Source organism: Streptomyces sp. NPDC029296 (assembly GCF_055569255.1).
On sequence record NZ_JBVHXT010000123.1, the window covers coordinates 1 to 1,104 of the forward strand.

The 1,104-nt window shown below is 68.3% G+C and carries 1 protein-coding gene; it reads left to right on the plus strand.

What is annotated here, in order from left to right; all coding sequences use genetic code 11:
- Positions 1-996 (plus strand): IS701 family transposase (locus tag ACZ4W9_RS40330; RefSeq protein WP_467944226.1); only part of this gene is annotated, 996 nt, incomplete at its 5' end.
- Positions 997-1,104: the final 108 nt, after the last annotated feature.

Here is a 1,104-nt window from a genome sequence, read left to right on the forward strand (position 1 = left end):
GATCGCATCCACCGGTTGCTGAACCGGATCGAGTGGGATGCCGACGACGTCCTGGACGACGTACGCGACTACGTCGTCGAACACCTCGGCGACCAGGACGCCGTGCTGATCGTCGACGACACCGGCTTCCTGAAGAAGGGCCTGCGGTCGGCCGGGGTGCAAAGGCAGTACTCCGGAACCGCCGGCCGGACCGAGAACTGCCAGATCGGTGTGTTCCTCGCCTACGCCACCGGCCGCGGCCGCACGCTGATCGACCGGCGGCTGTATCTGCCCACGTCGTGGACGGACGACCGGGAACGCTGTCATCGGGCCGGCATCGGCGACGAGGTCGCCTTCGAGACGAAGGTGACCATGGCCAAGGCGATGGTCCGCAAGGCCATCGCGGACCGGATCCCGTTCGCCTGGGTGACGGCGGATGCCGCCTACGGCTTCAGCAAGGGCTGGCGCTTCGAGCTCGAGCAGGCCGATGTCTTCCATGTCATGGCCACCACCCGGCACGACACCGTCGTCACGCGCTGGGCACTCGACCACCCCGTCCACGACCTGTTCCCCGGCCTGCCGCGGCAGAAGTGGAAGCGTCGTTCCTGCGGCGAAGGGGCACACGGCCGGCGGATCTACGACTGGGCCCGCGTCGAGGTCCGGCCCTGGCACCGCGAAGACCGCCGGCACTGGGTCCTCGCACGCCGCAGCGTCGGCCGACCCGAGGAGATCTCCTACTACATCGCCTACTGCCCCGCCGAAACCACACTGGACCAGCTGATCCGCATCGCGGGCAGCCGCTGGGCAGTGGAGGAATGCTTCCAGACCGCCAAGCAGGAATGCGGCCTGGACGACTACCAGGTCCGCCGCTACCCCGGCTGGCACCGCCACATGACCCTGGCCATGGCCGCCCACGCATGCCTCACTGTCCTGCGAGCCCGACAGCTGGACACGGAGAAAGCAGAAACGGATCCCCCCGGCTCATCCACCTCAGCCTCGCCGAGATCCGACGCCTGATCACCCGCCTCACCGACCGCCGGCCCACCCCGATTGGCCACGTGCTGCACTGGTCGACCTGGCGCCGACGACGCCAGTATCAAGCCCGCATCAGCCACTACAAACGAC